Genomic DNA, 14,103 nt, shown 5'->3' on the forward strand with positions numbered 1-14,103 from the left:
GCCTCTCCCCTTCCGCGGGCGGCGCATCTCTTGCTGATCGAGTAGCCCGCGCAGCGGGCGTATCGAGGTCCACCTGCGATCGAGGCCGAGTCTGCAGGCCCACCGCGCTGAGGACGGTGGGTCTCGATACGCCCCTCCGGGGCTACTCGACCAGCAGGGGCGCGTCAGGCGGCGACGACTCCGGCGGGCGACCAGCCGAGGGCCGGGGCGATCGAGTCGGCGACGGTCTGCAGGAGGCGCGCGTTGTACTCGACGCCGAGCTGGTTGGGGACGGTGAGCAGGAGGGTGTCGGCCTCCTGGACGGCGACGTCGGCGGCGAGCTCCTCGGCGAGGCGGTCGGGCTCGCCGGTGTAGCTGCGGCCGAAGCGGGCGCGGACGCCCTCGAGGGAGGCGACCTGGTCGCGCTCGCCGCGGCCGCCGAAGTAGAGACGGTCGAGGTCGGTCGTGATCGGGAGGACGCTGCGCGACACGGAGACGCGCGGGGTCCGCTCCCAGCCTGCCTCCGCCCACGCCGAGCGGTACTCGCGGATCTGCCGCGCCTGCAGCTCGTCGAAGGGGATGCCCTCCTCCTCGAGCAGGAGCGTGGAGGACTGCAGGTTCATGCCCTGCTCGGCCGCCCAGCGCGCCGTCGCGAAGCTGCCCGCACCCCACCAGATGCGGTCCTCGAGACCCGGCGAGCGCGGCTCGATCGCGAGCGGGCTCGACATCCCGGTGCGCGCGGGGTCGGTCTCGGCGACGGCGGCGCCCGAGAGCGCCTCGCGGAAGAGCTGCACCTTGCGGCGGGCGAGGTCGGCGTCGGAGGTGCCCTCCGAGGGGACGTAGCCGAACGCCTCGGAGCCGCGGAGCGCCGTCTCGGGCGATCCCCGGCTCACGCCGAGCTCGAGCCTGCCGCCGGAGATGAGGTCGGTCGCGGCCGCCTCCTCCGCCATGTAGAGCGGGTTCTCGTAGCGCATGTCGATGACGCCGGTGCCGATCTCGATCCGGCGGGTGCGGGCGGCGATCGCGGCGAGGAGCGGGAACGGCGACGCCAGCTGCGGCGCGAAGTGGTGGACGCGGACGTACGCGCCGTCGATGCCGATCTCCTCGGCCGCCTCCGCGAGCTCGATCGTCTGCAGGAGGACGTCGCGCGCGGTGTGCGTCAGCGACCCCTCGACGGACTGGTAGTGGCCGAAGGAGAGGAAGCCGATGCGCGAGACCATGCCTGCTCCAGCGTCGGACGCGTCCCGGCTATTCCCGGCGGCGAGCGCCGAGCGCCGACCGCTCCGCTCAGCTCGCCTCGAAGTCGGCGGAGACCGAGGCCGAGACCTCGATGTCCTCGGGCTTGAGCGCGAGCTCCTCCTGGCTCTTGAAGGCCATCGCGCGGCTCATCACGGCCGAGCCGCCCTCGATCCGGGTGTGCGGGCGGAGCCCGGGCTCGAAGAGGGTGAGCACCCGGGGCTCGCCCAGGCCGAGGGCGGAGGCGTAGGCCGCGGCGCGCTCGCGGGCGTCGCGGACCGCGGCCACCCGCACCTCGCGCTCGGCGCTCGCGCGCCGGGCGGCGGTGACGTCCCAGTCGACCCCGGCGACGGTGATGCCGGGGGCCTCCGAGACGGAGGCGACCCAGCGCCCGAGGGCGTCGAAGTCGCGGTACTTCACCCGGACGCTCGCGGCGGCGACGTGGAACGGCTCGGTGACGTCGGAGTCCTTGAGGTACCGCTGGATCGTCGAGACGGAGACCTGGTCGGCCGACCACCAGGTCGCCGCGCCGGAGGCCTGCTCGGCGCGGGCCTCCTCGCGCACGCGAGCGTGCAGAGCCGTCACCTCGTTCAGCGCCTGGGAGCGCGAGCGCGACTCGCGGCGGATCTCGAGGCGGACGGTGCCGCGCTCGGCGGGGTGGAAGTGCTGGGCGATCCCGGCGACGGTGATGGTGACCATGGCCTCATCGTGCCCCATCGGGCTGCGTCGGCGGTGCGGACCCGGGGATCGGAGCTGCGGACCGGGAGGTCAGCGGTGCAGGCCCAGAGCGCCGCGGAGACGGTCGGCCAGCGAGAGCTCGATCGCGAGGTTGCTGAGGAGCTGGTCGCGGTGGGCGCCGCGCGCGGGCGGGACGACGGTGCCGGTGCGCGGGTCGGTGCCGCCGCGCAGGGCGCGCTCGCAGTCGGCGATCGTCTTCTCGATCAGCTCGAGGCGACGGGCCAGCCGGTCCGACTGGTAGTGCTCCCGCGAGATGGGGCCGTCGAAGGGGTGGCGGGTGGTGGGGGTCGTGAGGGTCGCGGTGGCGATTGCTGCTGCACTCATGCTGATCCGATCCGTCGGGGCGCGTAGTAGGCGCCGTTCGTGTGGGAGATAGATCAGCACGGGAGGCGACGCTCGCCACGATCGATGACGTGATGCGCACAGTGCTGGCACGAATCGTGCCGCTATCTGGCACGATTCGTTTTCCGTGGCGCGATTCGTCCATTCGGGCCACCGCGGCCCCTCGGGCGTCGTCAGTCGCGGAAGACGGCCAGCTGCTCGTTGCCGACGATCGCGAGGGTCCGGACGAGGCGGGTGTACCGCTCGACGAGCTCCTCGACCGCGGCACCCTGGCCGACCAGCGCGGCGATGCTCTCGGCGGGGAAGAGCGAGACGATCTCCATCGCGACCGCCCTGCCGTGCTCGAAGGAGAGGGCGCGCGCGTACTCCAGAGCGCGGGTCAGCTGCGGGCGGTCGCCCTCGGAGGTGATCGCGGCGGGATCGGCGTCGGCGGCGTGCGCGAGGACGGCGACGAACACCCGGGCGATCTCGTCCACCCGCAGAGCCCGGACCAGCGTGAGCAACCGCGAGGACACCCGCGACACCCCGCGCGCCAGCAGCTCGCCGCTGAGGGCGCGGACCTCGATCACGTCCCCGCCGACGAAGTCGCCGGAGACCCGCTTGATGCCGGACGCGAACAGGCTCGAGCCGGAGGCGATGCTGCGCTCGGCCTCGAGGTTGATCTCGACCCGGCCGCGCGAGGTCGCGACGCCCGAGATCCAGCGCTGCTCCACCGCGGGGTGCGCGTGGACGGCGCGGACGAGGGTGCCGGGGCCGGGGCCGTCGATGGCGCCGAGGATGACCTCGGGAGTGCGGGCGCCGGCGATGCGCGTGGAGACGCCGTTGTGCGCGGCGAGCTCGGCCGCCTTGAGCTTCGAGCGGATGCCGCCGCGGCCCGTCCCGCCCTTCTGCACCCCGATGCCGCGCAGCTCCGTGATCCCCAGCTCCTCGAGGTGCACGCCCTCTGCGATGCTGCCGGCGAAGACACCGGGGACGTCGGTGAGCAGCAGCAGCAGATCCGCGCCGAGGAGCATCGCGAGGCCGCCGGCGACGCCGTCGTTGTCGGAGCCGGCGGAGTCGATGGTGTCGTTGCCGTTGACGATCGGCACGACGCCCGCATCGAGCGCGTGCCGGATCGCCTCCGCGACGTGCGCCATCTGCCGCGGCGACGCGAGGTCGGACTCGCCGATCAGGATCTGCGCGACGAGCGAGCCGGAGAGCTCGGCCACCGAGCGGTAGAAGCCCATCAGCACGGTCTGGCCGACGGCGGCGGCGAGGCGCGGGCTGATCGGCGCGTCCTGCGAGCGGGCGAAGAGCGCCCGGCCGGAGGAGACGGCGCCGGAGGAGACGAGGACGACGTCCCAGCCGAGCGCGCGCGCGCCGAACGCGCTCTCGAGGGCGCTCGCGAGGAGCACGGGGTCCGGTCCGGACTGCTTGGTCACCGAGCTCGAGCCCATCTTGACCACGAGGGTCCGCCGCCGCGCCGGGAGGGAGGAGGGGTTCTCGGCGGCGGCTTCGGGCAGGGCGTCGGACATGGCTCCCATGGTAGGGGCGCACTCACGACGGGCCCACCGCATTTCCCTAGTGCTGGTCGGTTTTCGGCGTATCCTTCTCGCGGAGCCGACGAGGGCTCCCCTTCGGAAGGACGCCCCATGACATCGACGTCATCCCCCGCCGGCGAACCGCTCGACGAGCAGGTCGACCGCCGCTACCTCGATCCCCTGCGCCCCGTCGCCGAGCGGGTCGAGATCCTGCTCGGCCAGATGACGCTCGAGGAGAAGGCCGGGCTGTTCTTCCAGACCATGGTCGTGATGGGCGAGGGCGGAGCGCTCGCCGAGGACGGCGCGTTCGGTCTGCCCTCGACCGCGACGATGGTGCTCGAGAAGCGGATGTCGCACTTCAACCTGCTCGGCGGCGGGACCGCCACGGCGCGCGAGCTCGCCGAGTGGCACAACCGGGTCCAGGAGCTGGCGTCGTCGAGCCGACTCGGGATCCCCGTGACCCTCTCCACCGATCCGCGCCACTCCTTCACCGACAACCCCGGCACGGGGGCGCAGGCGGAGGCGTTCTCGCAGTGGCCGGAGCCGCTCGGCCTCGCCGCGATCGGCGACGAGGACCTGGTCGAGCGCTTCGGCGACATCGCCCGCCAGGAGTACCTCGCCGTCGGCCTGCGGGTCGCGCTGCACCCGCAGATCGACCTGGCGACCGAGTCGCGCTGGGCGCGGCAGGTCGGCACGTTCGGCGAGGACGCCGAGCTCACCGGACGGCTCGGCGCCGCGTACATCCGCGGCTTCCAGGGCGAGGCGCTCGGGGCGCAGTCGGTCGCGACGATGACCAAGCACTTCCCGGGCGGCGGACCGCAGAAGGACGGCGAGGACCCGCACTTCCCGTACGGCCGCGAGCAGGTCTATCCGGGCGGCAACGCCGAGTACCACCTGCAGCCCTTCGTGAAGGCCTTCGAGGCGGGCACGAGCCAGATCATGCCGTACTACGGGATGCCGGTCGGGACCGAGCTCGAGGAGGTCGGCTTCGGCTTCAACCGCTCGGTGATCACGGGGCTGCTGCGCGAGCGGTTCGGCTTCGACGGCATCGTCTGCACCGACTGGGGGCTGCTCTCGGACTCCGACATCATGGGCGACCACCACGTGGCGCGCGCCTGGGGCGTCGAGCACCTGTCGGTGCCGGAGCGGATGGCGAAGGCCCTCGAGGCCGGCGTCGACCAGTTCGGCGGCGAGTCGATCCCCGAGACACTGGTCGCCCTGGTCGAGGACGGGACGGTCGCCGAGGAGCGGCTCGACGTGTCCGTGCGGCGGCTGCTGCGGGAGAAGTTCGTGCTCGGGCTGTTCGACGCGCGCGCAGTCGATCCGGGCGCCGCCGAGGCGGTCGTCGGCTCGGCGGAGTTCCGCGCGGCGGGCGAGGCGGCCCAGCGAGCGGCGATCACGGTCCTCGCGCAGGACGGCGTCCTGCCGGCGCGGCAGGGGCTGCGGCTCTACGTCGAGGGGATCGATCCGGCGGTCGCCGCGGGATACGGCACCGTCGTCACGTCTCCGGAGGAGGCGGAGCTCGCGGTGATCCGGCTGCAGGCGCCCTTCGAGCAGCGCGCGACGGCGTTCGAGAACCACTTCCACGCCGGTTCGCTCGACTTCCCGGACGAGGTCGTGGAGCACGTCCTGGCCGTGGCGGCACAGGTGCCGACGGTCGTCGACGTGTTCCTGGACCGGCCGGCGATCCTCACTCCGCTGGTCGACTCCGCGGCGGCGCTGCTCGGTGACTTCGGCGCGTCGGGGGCCGCGGTGCTCGACGTGGTGTTCGGAGTGTCGGAGGCCCGTGGAACACTGCCGATGGACCTTCCGCGCTCGATGGCCGCTGCAGCGGCCCGCCGGCCGGACGTGCCGTTCGACACCGAGGATCCGCTGTTCCGCTTCGGTCACGGACTGCGCGTGACGGGGTCCGCGGAGGGGTAGCGCGACGGGCCCCGGGCTCCTCCACAGGGGGCGATCCGGGGCCTTCTCCACCTGCTCCGGCACCCGGCGCGGCGGATGTCGGTGGCGATTGACATACTCGAACACATGTTCGAACATGGGTTGATGAGCCCCCCTTCACAGCACCCCTCGCCGGGGGTCGCCGACACCGCGGATCCGCTGCTGCGGCAGCTCGCGTCGGTGAAGGAGCTGCAGTCGCGGATCCGCGACATGCAGGCGACGACGCTCGAGTCGAAGAGCCTGGCGACGCTGCCGGCCTTCGCCTCGGTGCTGCCGGGCGGCTCGCTCAAGCAGGGCGCCGCCTACTCGGTCGAGGGCTCGATGAGCCTGGCCATGGGGCTGCTGGCCGGGCCGTCGTCCGAGGGCGCCTGGTGCGGCGTCGTCGGCGTCCCCGAGTTCGGCGCGGAGGCGGCGGCCGGCCTGGGGATCGACCTCGAGCGGCTCGTGCTCGTGCCCTCCCCCGCCGAGCACTGGCTCACCGTCACCGCGGCCCTGGTCGACGTCCTCACCGTCGTGCTGACCCGGCCGCCCGCGTCCGTCTCCTCGGCCGACGTCTCCCGGCTGGGCGCACGGCTGCGTCAGCGCGGGGCGGCGCTCGTCGTCCTCGGCGAGTGGCCCCAGGCCGAGGCGCGGCTCAGCATCCGCAGCAGCCGCTGGGAGGGGCTCGGCGCCGGCCACGGCTACCTGCGCACCCGCGAGGCGCTCGTCGACGTCGTCGGCCGCGCCGGGACGCGGGTGCGCACCGTGCGGATGAGCATGCCCGGCACCGGGCGGCCCTTCGGCGTGCTGGGCGGGCCCTCGCGACTGCAGGAGCGTCCCCTGCACGAGCGAGCGGTCTGAGATGAGCCGTTCCGCAAGCGCTCTCGAGCTGCGCCGCACGATCCTGGTCTGGTGCCCCGACTGGCCCCTGCTCGCCGCCGCGGCGGACGCCGGGCTCGACGCGGAGACCCCGCTCGCGCTCACCGAGAAAAGCCTCGTCTTCGCCTGCTCCCCCGGAGCGCGGGCCGAGGGTGTGCGCCGCGGCATGCGGATCCGCGAGGCCCAGTCGCGCTGCACCGGGCTCGCCGTGGTCCCCTACGACCCCGTGCTCGACCACCGCGCCTTCGAGCCGCTCGTCCAGGCGCTGGAGGAGATCACCCCGGGCGTGCAGCTGATCCGGCCCGGGCTCTGCGCGATCCGCGCCCGCGGGCCGCGCCGCTACTACGGCAGCGAGCAGTCGGCGGCCGAGGCCGTGCTCCAGCGGCTGACCGAGCTGGGCGTGCCGCTCGCGCGCGCCGGAATAGCCGACGGCCTCTTCGCCTCCGAGCTCGCGGCCAAGCACTCCGGCACTGCGGTCGCGATCGTGCCGGCCGGCGAGAGCGCCGCGTTCCTCGCGCCCCTTCCGCTCGACGCCCTCGAGACCGAGGCCGTCGGCGCCCGCACCCGCACGACCGGCAAGGGCGAGGATCTCATCGCCCTGCTGCGCCGGCTGGGTGTCCGGACCCTCGGTGCCTTCGCGCAGCTGCCGCGGGACGACGTCTCCGCGCGCTTCGGCCCGGAGGGGGCGCGCGCGCACGTGCTGGCCTCGGGCGCCGAGACCGAGACGGTCGTCCCGCGGCTGCCGCCCGAGCGGCTCGACCGCGTGCTCGAGTTCGAGCCGCCGCTGGACCGGATCGACCAGGCGGCCTTCGCCTTCCGCGTCCCGGCGGAGGAGTTCGTCGCCGGGCTCACCCGGGCGCAGCTGGTGGCGACCGCGATCAGGATCGAGGTCGTCAGCGACCGCGGCGAGGTGTCCTCCCGCAGCTGGCTGCACCCGCGCTGGTTCACCCCGGGCGACGTCGTCGACCGCGTGCGCTGGCAGCTCCAGGGCAACGGCGCGATCGACGCGGGGCTCGGCTCCCCGATCGCCCGGCTGTCGGTCGAGCCCGAGGCGGTCGACGCGATCGGGAACCACGAGCAGGGACTCTGGGGCACGGCTCCGGAGGAGCGGGTGCACCACGGTCTCAGCCGCGTGCAGAGCATGCTCGGCCACGAGGCCGTCGTCACGGCGTCGGTGGGCGGGGGCCGGTCGCTCCGCGACCGCCAGCACCTGATCCCCTGGGGGGACAGGGAGCCGGGTGACGCCCGGCCGCGCGGGCTGCCGTGGCCGGGGGCGCTGCCGCCTCCCCTGCCGCCCACGGTCTTCGCGGAGCCGGCGGCGGTCCTGGTCCGCGGGCCCCGCGGCGAGCCGGTCTCGGTCGACGACCGCGGCTCCCTCACCTCCGTCCCCGCCTACTTCGCGCCCGGCTCCTCGCAGGCCCGCCTGCAGCCGGTGACGGGGTGGGCCGGTCCCTGGCCGATCGACGAGCGCTGGTGGGACGCGCGAACAGCAGTCCGCTACGACCGCTTCCAGGTCGTCGACTCCGACGGCGTCGCCTGGCTGCTGCTCTGCCTCGACGGCGAGTGGGCGGCCGAGGCCCGCTACGACTGACTCCCCCGGCCGCTGACGGCCGCGATCCGATCCTCCCGAGCACGACAACCGAAGGAGCCCCCGATGGGCTGGAACAACCCCCCGATCCCCTGGTCGGAGTTCGAGCGCCGCCTCTCCAGCACGACCAGGAGCGACGGCACGACCGTCCGCGGCGACGGCGGCGACAGCCCCGCCTGGTCTCACAAGCGCCCCGCCTACACGCCCGGCGCCGACGTCCGGCCGCCGGACGAGAAGGTGCCCTACGCCGAGCTGCACGCGCACTCGCACTTCAGCTTCCTCGACGGCGCCAGCAAGCCGGAGGAGCTGATCGAGGAGGCCGTCCGGCTCGGCATCGACACCCTCGCCCTCACCGACCACGACGGGCTCTACGGGATCGTCCGGATGGCGGAGGCCGCGCAGGACCACGGCGTCCGCACCGCCTTCGGCGCCGAGCTCTCGCTCGGGCTCCGCGCCCCGCAGAACGGCGTCGCCGATCCCGAGGGCACGCACCTGCTCGTCCTCGCCCGTCGCGAAGAGGGCTACCACCGGCTCGCCCGCGCGATCACCACCGCCCAGCTCGCCGGCGCCGAGAAGGGCAAGCCGAGCTACGAGCTCGACGAGCTCGCCCGGGCCGCCGACGGCCACTGGATCGTGCTGACCGGCTGCCGGAAGGGCGCCGTCCGTCAGGCACTGGTCGCGAGCGGCGAGGCAGCGGCCGAGGAGGAGGTGCGCGAGCTCGTGGCCCTCTTCGGCGCCCGCAACGTCCTCGTCGAGCTCTTCGACCACGGCGACCCGCTCGCCTCCCTGCACAACGACCAGCTCGCCGGCATCGCCGAGCGGCTGCAGCTGCGGCTCGTCGCCACCGGCAACGTGCACTACGCCCGGCCCGAGGACCGCCCCCTGCAGACGGCGCTGGCCGCGGTCCGCGCCCGGCGGAGCCTCGACGAGATGGACGGCTGGCTGCCCGCCTCCGGCGGTGCGCACCTGCGCTCGGGTGCCGAGATGGCCGAGCGCTTCTCCCGCTATCCCGGCTCCGTCGAGAACACCGTGCTGATCGCCGACGAGATCGCCTTCGAGCTCGGGCGGGTCCGCCCCCGGCTGCCCCGTCAGGACGTGCCCGAGGGGCACACTCCGATGAGCTGGCTGCGCCACCTGGTGCAGCTCGCGGTGCCGGCGAAGTACCCGGGCGCCGACTCCGACGTGCACGAGCGCCTCGAGAAGGAGCTCGCGGTGATCGAGGCCAAGGACTTCCCCGGCTACTTCCTCATCGTCCACGACATCGTGCACTTCGCGAAGGGCAGGGGGATCCTCTGCCAGGGCCGCGGCTCGGCCGCCAACTCGGCGGTCTGCTACGTCCTGGGGATCACCGCGGTGGACTCGATCTTCTACGGGCTGCCCTTCGAGCGGTTCCTCTCCAGCATCCGCGACGAGGAGCCCGACATCGACGTCGACTTCGACTCCGAGCGGCGCGAGGAGGTCATCCAGCACGTCTACGAGAAGTACGGGCGGCTGAACGCGGCGCAGGTGGCCAACGTCATCACCTACCGCCCCAAGTTCGCCGTCCGCGACATGGCGAAGGCGCTGGGCTACAGCGCCGGGCAGCAGGACGGCTGGTCGAAGCAGATCGAGCACTGGGGCTCGATCACCGAGAGCCCCGAGCACGACATCCCGGACGACGTCGTCGCGCTGACCAAGAAGGTGCTCGGCACGCCCCGGCACCTGGGCATCCACTCCGGCGGCATGGTGCTCACCGACCGGCCGGTCGGCGAGGTCTGCCCGATCGAGCCCGCCCGGATGGAGAAGCGCACCGTCCTGCAGTGGGACAAGGACGACTGCGCCTGGATGGGCCTGGTCAAGTTCGACCTGCTCGGGCTGGGGATGCTCGCCGCCCTGCAGTACACCTTCGACCTCGTGGCCGAGCACGTCGGCGAGAAGTGGGACCTCTCGACGATCCCGCGCGAGGAGAAGGGCGTCTACGACCAGCTCTGCCGGGCCGACTCCATCGGGGTGTTCCAGGTCGAGAGCCGCGCGCAGATGGGCACCCTCCCCCGGCTCCAGCCGCGGCGCTTCTACGACCTCGTGATCGAGGTCGCGCTGATCCGCCCCGGTCCGATCCAGGGCGGAGCGGTGCACCCCTACATCCGGCGGAAGCTCGGCGAGGAGCCGATCACCTACCAGCACCCCCTGCTGGTCACGCCGCTCAAGCGCACCCTCGGCGTTCCGCTGTTCCAGGAGCAGCTGATGCAGGTCGCGGTGGCCGTCGGCGACTGCAACGCGGAGGAAGCGGACCTGCTGCGCCGCGCGATGGGCTCCAAGCGGGGCACCGAGAAGATCGAGTCGCTCCGGGAGCGGCTCTACGAGGGCATGGCCCTCAACGGGATCACCGACGAGGTCGCCGACGACATCTACCGACGGATTCAGGCCTTCGCCAACTTCGGCTTCGCCGAGAGCCACGCGATCAGCTTCGCGCTGCTGGTCTACGCCAGTGCCTGGCTGCGCCTGCACTACCCCGCCGCCTTCACCGCGGCCCTGCTCCGGGCTCAGCCCATGGGCTTCTACGCCCCGCACACCCTGGTCGCCGACGCCCGCCGGCACGGCGTCCGCGTCGAGTCCCCCGACGTCAACCGCTCGCTGTCGCACCCCGGGCTCGAGGCACTCGACGGGCCGCCGGCCCCGCGGCGGGGCGGGGCGCCGCACGGGCAGGACTCCTGCCTCTCCGCCGAGCAGGCGCCGACGGGCCTCTTCGACCGGTCGCAGCACTTCGACACCGACGACCACCGCCGCGACGCCGGCTTCGTCATCCGCCTGGGCCTCGCCGGGGTGAAGGGCATCGGCACCGCGCTGGCCGAGCACATCGTCGCCGAGCGCGAGCGCGGCGGGCCCTACGCGAGCATGGCCGACCTCTCGCGCCGCGTGGGACTGAACGCGACCCAGCTCGAGGCGCTCGGCGCGGCGGGATCGTTCGACTCCCTCGGTCTCCAGCGCCGCCAGGCGCTCTGGGAGGCGGGCTCCGCCGCCGCCGACCGCCAGGAGTTCCTGCCCGACTCGATCGTCGCCGTCCAACCTCCGCTGCTGCCGATGCTCTCGGCGCAGGAGCGGGTCGTCTTCGACTTCTGGGCCACCGGCATCTCACCCGACGACCACCCGCTCCGGCATCTGAGGGAGAGCCTCACCCGCCGGGGGGCGCGGTCCACGGCCGACCTGCCCGGCACGCCCTCGGGCACCCGGATCGAGGTCGGCGGGGTCGTGATCCACCGCCAACGTCCCTCCACAGCCGCCGGAGTGACCTTCATGAACCTCGAGGACGAGCACGGGATCCTCAACGTCATCTGCTCCGTCGGAGTATGGAACCGCTACCGGCGCACCGCGCGCGAGGCTCCCGCACTCCTCATCCGCGGGATCCTCGAGCGCTCCGACGAGGGGGTGACCAACCTCCTCGCCGACCGCTTCGAGGCGCTGTCGGTCACCGCCCGGACCACCGCCCGCAACTTCCGATGACCGCCCGTCGGACCACGACCGCCCCAGCACCGCGAGCGCTTCCGCGCCCGCATCACCCGCGAGAAAGCGACACCATGACGAACACGGACCACGCCCTCCACCCCTCGGCGCTCGACGTGCCGCTGCGCGACGACCGGGACCTGCGCGAGCGCGTCTCGTCCCTCATCGGGCCCGCCTACCGGCGTGCGCTCTGGCCGATCCTGCTCGACCGGGCCGGCTACCAGCTGCCGATCCTCTACCCGGTGGACGGACTCCCCGTGCACCCCGACGAGGAGAAGACCGAGCGCATCGTCGCGACCCTCGCGAAAGCGGTCGCGCATCACGATGTCGGCTCGCTCGCCTTCGCGCTCGAGCGCCCGGGCCGGGCGTTCCTCGGCGAGACCGACCGGGTGCTCGCCCGCCAGCTGAGCGCCGCCTGCCACCGGCGGGCCATGCCGCTGCGTGCCCTGCTGCTCGTGCACGACGACGGTGTGCGGATCATCGCCGACGCCGAGCACTCCGTGCCGGCCCGCTGACAGGTCTCCGGCGGGCGGCGGCGTGCACGGGCTCGGGCGCGATGGATGAGAGGAACGAAACGCGCGCCGGTCCGAGTCGACTCGGACCGGCGCGCGGCGGACCCCTACTCGGCGTCGCTGAGCGTGATCAGCAGCGAGGACGCGCCGAGGTCGACCTCGGTGTCGCCGGGCTGGACCGCGTACTCGCCCACGGCGAGGAGCGACTCCGCCACCTCGGGCAGCGGGACCCGAGCCGACGACTCGCCGACGTTGATCGCGATCGTCACCCGGCCGCGACCGAGGGTGAGCCAGCGCTCGTCCTCGTCGAGCTCGACGCGCACCGAGCCGAAGCGCGGGTCGGTCAGCTCGGGGAAGCGGCGGCGCAGCGCCGCCAGCTCACGGTAGACGGCGAGGATGCGAGCACCGCGCCCCTCCTCCGCCTCGGACCAGTCGAGCTTGGAGCGCTCGAAGGTCTCGGGGTCCTGCGGGTCGGGCACGACCTCCGGGTCCCAGCCCATCTTCGCGAACTCCTCGATGCGGCCCTTCGCCGTCGCCTCGCCCAGATCCTTCTCCGGGTGCGAGGTGAAGAACTGCCACGGCGTGGACGCCGCCCACTCCTCGCCCATGAAGAGCATCGGGGTGAACGGGCCGAGCAGCGTCAGCGCGGCGGCGATCGCCAGCCGGCCCTCGTCGAGGGTCGCGGTCAGCCGGTCGCCGATCGCCCGGTTGCCGATCTGGTCGTGGTTCTGGCTGCAGACCACGAGGCGCCAGGTCGGCATCCGCTCGGTGTCGATCGGGCGGCCGTGGTGCCGACCGCGGAACGTCGAGAGGGTGCCGTCGTGGAAGAAGCCGCGGGTGAGGACCTTGCCGAGCGCGCCGAGCGGCGCGAAGTCCTCGTAGTAGCCGGTCGTCTCGCCGGTGAGGGCGACGTGCACGGCGTGGTGGAAGTCGTCGCTCCACTGCGCGTCGAGCCCGTAGCCGCCCGCCTCGCGCGGGGTGATCAGCTTCGGGTCGTTGAGGTCCGACTCCGCGATCAGGGTCAGCGGGCGCCCGACGTCGGCCGAGAGCACCGCGACCTCGGCGGCCATCTCCTCGAGCACGTGCACGGCGCGCTCGTCCGAGAGCGCGTGCACCGCGTCGAGGCGCAGGGCGTCGACGTGGTAATCGCGCAGCCACATCAGCGCGTTGTCGAGGATGTAGCCGCGGACGACGTCCGAGCCCTCCCCGTCGAGGTTGATCGAGCTGCCCCAGGTGTTGGCCTTCTCGTTCTTCAGGTACGGGCCGAACTCGGGCAGGTAGTTGCCGCTCGGGCCGAGGTGGTTGTAGACCACGTCCTGCACGATGCCCAGTCCCGCGCGGTGCGCCGCGTCGACGAAGCGCTGGTACGCCTCCGGTCCGCCGTAGGCCTCCGAGACGGCGTACCAGAGGACACCGTCGTAGCCCCAGTTGTGCGTGCCGTTCACCGCGTTGACCGGGAGGATCTCGATGAAGTCGACGCCGATCGAGCGCAGGTGCTCCAGCCGGCCGGCGGCCGAGTCGAGCGTGCCCTCGGGGGTGAAGGTGCCGATGTGCAGCTCGTAGATCACGGCCCCCGCCAGCTGGCGGCCCGTCCAGGCCTGGTCGGCCCACTCGAACGCGCTCGGGTCGTAGCTGCGGGAGAGCTCGTGGACTCCTCCGGGCTGGCGGCGCGAGCGCGGGTCCGGGAACGGCCCCTTGCCGTCGACCAGGTAGCCGTAGTCGACCTCGCCGGTCGCGGCGACCGACCCGGAGACCCGCCACCAGCCCTCGTCGCCGAAGCGGGCCATCGCGACCGTCCCGCCCGCACCCAGGGCGAGCTCGACGGAGGACGCGTCGGGCGCCCACACGTCGAAGCGCTCGGGTCCGGAGACGGGCAGGGCGTAGCGGTAGGGCGTGGTGCTGATCACGA

10 protein-coding genes are annotated in these 14,103 nt (G+C 73.3%); 5 read left to right on the plus strand and 5 right to left on the minus strand.

Annotation, left to right across the window (positions count from 1 at the left end; translation table 11 throughout):
- Nucleotides 1-164: 164 nt before the first annotated feature.
- From EDF45_RS08290 to proB, 4 genes are all read right to left on the minus strand, one after another.
- Nucleotides 165-1,199, minus strand: coding sequence for an LLM class flavin-dependent oxidoreductase (locus tag EDF45_RS08290; RefSeq protein WP_123735758.1), 1,035 nt, complete (start codon nucleotides 1,197-1,199; stop codon nucleotides 165-167).
- A gap of 67 nt (nucleotides 1,200-1,266) precedes the next feature.
- The gene (locus EDF45_RS08295) at nucleotides 1,267-1,914 is read right to left on the minus strand and encodes an SIMPL domain-containing protein (RefSeq protein WP_185020132.1); all 648 of its coding nucleotides are present in this window, start codon (nucleotides 1,912-1,914) and stop codon (nucleotides 1,267-1,269) included.
- 69 nt (nucleotides 1,915-1,983) lie between these two features.
- Complete coding sequence (locus tag EDF45_RS08300) at nucleotides 1,984-2,277, minus strand: hypothetical protein (RefSeq protein WP_123704236.1); 294 nt, start codon at nucleotides 2,275-2,277, stop codon at nucleotides 1,984-1,986.
- A gap of 191 nt (nucleotides 2,278-2,468) precedes the next feature.
- Entirely contained in the window at nucleotides 2,469-3,809 is a 1,341-nt protein-coding gene (gene proB / locus EDF45_RS08305; RefSeq protein ID WP_159422598.1) for a glutamate 5-kinase, read from the minus strand.
- A 117-nt stretch (nucleotides 3,810-3,926) separates the two neighbouring features.
- Here proB and EDF45_RS08310 point away from each other — a divergent pair, with 117 nt between their 5' ends.
- The 5 genes from EDF45_RS08310 (at nucleotide 3,927) to EDF45_RS08330 (ending at nucleotide 12,197) form a co-directional block, all read left to right on the plus strand.
- Nucleotides 3,927-5,738 carry a glycoside hydrolase family 3 protein gene (locus tag EDF45_RS08310; protein ID WP_123735761.1) on the plus strand — a complete coding sequence of 604 codons (1,812 nt, stop codon included), beginning with the start codon at nucleotides 3,927-3,929 and terminating at the stop codon, nucleotides 5,736-5,738.
- A gap of 123 nt (nucleotides 5,739-5,861) precedes the next feature.
- Nucleotides 5,862-6,596 (plus strand): hypothetical protein, encoded by a 735-nt coding sequence (locus tag EDF45_RS08315; protein ID WP_123735762.1) that lies wholly within the window; start codon nucleotides 5,862-5,864, stop codon nucleotides 6,594-6,596.
- Between the two features lies 1 nt (nucleotide 6,597).
- Nucleotides 6,598-8,205, plus strand: coding sequence for a DNA polymerase Y family protein (locus EDF45_RS08320; protein ID WP_123735763.1), 1,608 nt, complete (start codon nucleotides 6,598-6,600; stop codon nucleotides 8,203-8,205).
- A 63-nt stretch (nucleotides 8,206-8,268) separates the two neighbouring features.
- Nucleotides 8,269-11,682 carry an error-prone DNA polymerase gene (locus tag EDF45_RS08325; RefSeq protein WP_123735764.1) on the plus strand — a complete coding sequence of 1,138 codons (3,414 nt, stop codon included), beginning with the start codon at nucleotides 8,269-8,271 and terminating at the stop codon, nucleotides 11,680-11,682.
- A gap of 74 nt (nucleotides 11,683-11,756) precedes the next feature.
- Nucleotides 11,757-12,197, plus strand: coding sequence for a hypothetical protein (locus EDF45_RS08330; protein ID WP_123704248.1), 441 nt, complete (start codon nucleotides 11,757-11,759; stop codon nucleotides 12,195-12,197).
- 104 nt (nucleotides 12,198-12,301) lie between these two features.
- Here EDF45_RS08330 and treZ read toward each other — a convergent pair whose 3' ends face one another.
- Nucleotides 12,302-14,101, minus strand: coding sequence for a malto-oligosyltrehalose trehalohydrolase (gene treZ, locus EDF45_RS08335; protein ID WP_260312041.1), 1,800 nt, complete (start codon nucleotides 14,099-14,101; stop codon nucleotides 12,302-12,304).
- Nucleotides 14,102-14,103 lie beyond the last annotated feature (2 nt).

It is taken from the genome of Rathayibacter sp. PhB186, assembly GCF_003751825.1.
Classification (GTDB): domain Bacteria; phylum Actinomycetota; class Actinomycetes; order Actinomycetales; family Microbacteriaceae; genus Rathayibacter; species Rathayibacter festucae.

What these genes read in the sequence shown, in the direction of transcription:
- EDF45_RS08290 (WP_123735758.1), bottom strand. Translation starts at nt 1,199, where the DNA reads ATGGTCTCGCGCATCGGCTTCCTCTCCTTCGGCCACTACCAGTCCGTC.
- EDF45_RS08295 (WP_185020132.1), bottom strand. Translation starts at nt 1,914, where the DNA reads ATGGTCACCATCACCGTCGCCGGGATCGCCCAGCACTTCCACCCCGCC.
- EDF45_RS08300 (WP_123704236.1), bottom strand. Translation starts at nt 2,277, where the DNA reads ATGAGTGCAGCAGCAATCGCCACCGCGACCCTCACGACCCCCACCACC.
- proB (WP_159422598.1), bottom strand. Translation starts at nt 3,809, where the DNA reads ATGTCCGACGCCCTGCCCGAAGCCGCCGCCGAGAACCCCTCCTCCCTC.
- EDF45_RS08310 (WP_123735761.1), top strand. Translation starts at nt 3,927, where the DNA reads ATGACATCGACGTCATCCCCCGCCGGCGAACCGCTCGACGAGCAGGTC.
- EDF45_RS08315 (WP_123735762.1), top strand. Translation starts at nt 5,862, where the DNA reads ATGAGCCCCCCTTCACAGCACCCCTCGCCGGGGGTCGCCGACACCGCG.
- EDF45_RS08320 (WP_123735763.1), top strand. Translation starts at nt 6,598, where the DNA reads ATGAGCCGTTCCGCAAGCGCTCTCGAGCTGCGCCGCACGATCCTGGTC.
- EDF45_RS08325 (WP_123735764.1), top strand. Translation starts at nt 8,269, where the DNA reads ATGGGCTGGAACAACCCCCCGATCCCCTGGTCGGAGTTCGAGCGCCGC.
- EDF45_RS08330 (WP_123704248.1), top strand. Translation starts at nt 11,757, where the DNA reads ATGACGAACACGGACCACGCCCTCCACCCCTCGGCGCTCGACGTGCCG.